The sequence below is a fragment of the Aureicoccus marinus genome, assembly GCF_002954325.1.
In the GTDB taxonomy this organism is placed as follows: Bacteria; Bacteroidota; Bacteroidia; order Flavobacteriales; family Flavobacteriaceae; genus Aureicoccus; species Aureicoccus marinus.
On record NZ_MQVX01000002.1, the window covers coordinates 1 to 2,500 of the forward strand.

Annotated in this window: 2 tRNA genes and 2 rRNA genes (1 of these 4 cut by a window edge); all 4 read left to right on the forward strand. The window is 48.9% G+C overall.

The annotated features are described in order from the left end of the window. Nucleotides 1–138 precede the first annotated feature (138 nt). A 16S ribosomal RNA gene (locus BST99_RS14155) occupies nucleotides 139–1,659 on the forward strand. A gap of 129 nt (nucleotides 1,660–1,788) precedes the next feature. Then, nucleotides 1,789–1,865 (forward strand) — tRNA-Ile (locus BST99_RS14160). Nucleotides 1,866–1,983: 118 nt separating this feature from the next. After that, nucleotides 1,984–2,057 (forward strand) — tRNA-Ala (locus BST99_RS14165). A gap of 204 nt (nucleotides 2,058–2,261) precedes the next feature. Further along, a 23S ribosomal RNA gene (locus tag BST99_RS14170) occupies nucleotides 2,262–2,500 on the forward strand (it continues 2,567 nt past the right edge of the window). Together the 16S and 23S rRNA genes with 2 tRNA genes alongside form the textbook arrangement of a ribosomal RNA operon.

The following is a 2,500-nucleotide window of genomic DNA, read 5'->3' on the forward strand; positions in this document are numbered from 1 at the left end:
ACGGGAAAAAGAAGAAGTTCATATACATATTGGGAAGACAGCAAAAACATAAAGCTAGAAATTAAGAACAGTAAGAATTTATTCTGCGAACAGCCGGCGATTGGATCTTGGATGTGATCTTAAAGTTATTTAAGGATTACAATGAAGAGTTTGATCCTGGCTCAGGATGAACGCTAGCGGCAGGCCTAACACATGCAAGTCGAGGGGTAACAGGGGAGCTTGCTCCCGCTGACGACCGGCGCACGGGTGCGGAACGCGTATGGAACCTACCTCAATCAGGGGGATAGCCCAGGGAAACTTGGATTAATACCCCATAGTATTGTTTTATTGCATGATAGAACAATTAAAACTTCGGTGGATTGAGATGGCCATGCGTATCATTAGCTAGTTGGTAAGGTAACGGCTTACCAAGGCAACGATGATTAGGGGCCCTGAGAGGGGATCCCCCACACTGGTACTGAGACACGGACCAGACTCCTACGGGAGGCAGCAGTGAGGAATATTGGACAATGGTCGGAAGACTGATCCAGCCATGCCGCGTGCAGGATGACTGCCCTATGGGTTGTAAACTGCTTTTGTACGAGAAGAACACCCTCTTCGTGAAGAGGACTGACGGTATCGTACGAATAAGGACCGGCTAACTCCGTGCCAGCAGCCGCGGTAATACGGAGGGTCCGAGCGTTATCCGGAATCATTGGGTTTAAAGGGTCCGTAGGCGGGCTATTAAGTCAGAGGTGAAATTGTGCAGCTCAACTGTAGAACTGCCTTTGATACTGATAGTCTTGAGTTATGGTGAGGTAGCCGGAACATGTGGTGTAGCGGTGAAATGCATAGATATCACATAGAACGCCGATTGCGAAGGCAGGTTACCAACCATATACTGACGCTGATGGACGAAAGCGTGGGGAGCGAACGGGATTAGATACCCCGGTAGTCCACGCCGTAAACGATGGATACTAGCTGTTGGGTTTTCGGACTCAGCGGCCAAGCGAAAGTGATAAGTATCCCACCTGGGGAGTACGTTCGCAAGAATGAAACTCAAAGGAATTGACGGGGGCCCGCACAAGCGGTGGAGCATGTGGTTTAATTCGATGATACGCGAGGAACCTTACCAGGGCTTAAATGGGAGATGACAGGAGCAGAGACGCTCTTTTCTTCGGACATCTTTCAAGGTGCTGCATGGTTGTCGTCAGCTCGTGCCGTGAGGTGTCAGGTTAAGTCCTATAACGAGCGCAACCCCTACCGTTAGTTGCCAGCATGTAAAGATGGGGACTCTAACGGGACTGCCGGTGCAAACCGTGAGGAAGGTGGGGATGACGTCAAATCATCACGGCCCTTACGTCCTGGGCTACACACGTGCTACAATGGCCGGTACAGAGGGAAGCTACCCTGCAAAGGGATGCGGATCTATAAAGCCGGTCACAGTTCGGATCGGGGTCTGCAACTCGACCCCGTGAAGCTGGAATCGCTAGTAATCGGATATCAGCCATGATCCGGTGAATACGTTCCCGGGCCTTGTACACACCGCCCGTCAAGCCATGGAAGCCGGGGGTGCCTGAAGTCTGTAACCGCAAGGAGCGGCCTAGGGCAAGACTGGTAACTAGGGCTAAGTCGTAACAAGGTAGCCGTACCGGAAGGTGCGGCTGGAACACCTCCTTTCTAGAGAAAAGAGATCAGTTTGGGATTTATATCCCGGCAGTTCAGCGGAATGAAGCTTACTGTTCATAGTTTATGGTGGTTGTTTTTGTTGTTTCCTATATATGATACGATATACTGGTTTTAGACCACAGTCTCATAGCTCAGCTGGTTAGAGCGCTACACTGATAATGTAGAGGTCGGCAGTTCGAGTCTGCCTGAGACTACCAAGTTCTTTAGAAGAGCGTAAAGTTCTTTTAGACATTTAATGAAGGAAATTCTGGAAGCTGGGAGTCCTGTTGTTTTTTGAAGCGAAGGCGTTAAGCCTGGCTGGAAGGAAGAAGTGACGGGGAATTAGCTCAGCTGGCTAGAGCGCCTGCCTTGCACGCAGGAGGTCACCGGTTCGACTCCGGTATTCTCCACTGAAGTACGTTGATGGTAATAGTAGTTATCGGAGTACGCAACGTTCATTGACATATTGAGACGAAGAAGTAATATTTACTACAGATATTACTTGAAGTAAAGTTAAACTTGAATTGTATTGAATTACGATAGAGAATAGAATAATTTATTAAGGATTACGAGAGGGCTTAGTTAGTAGTCGCAAAAGCTACTAACATAAGTGTGAACAAGTAAGCAAAGGGCGTATGGGGGATGCCTAGGCTCTCAGAGGCGATGAAGGACGTGATAAGCTGCGATAAGCTGTGGGGAGCTGCACATGAGTGTTGATCCGCAGATTTCCGAATGGGGCAACCCGGCATGTTGAAGGCATGTCATCGAAAGATGCTAACCCGCTGAACTGAAACATCTAAGTAGGCGGAGGAAGAGAAAACAATAGTGATTCCGAGAGTAGTGGCGAGCGAAA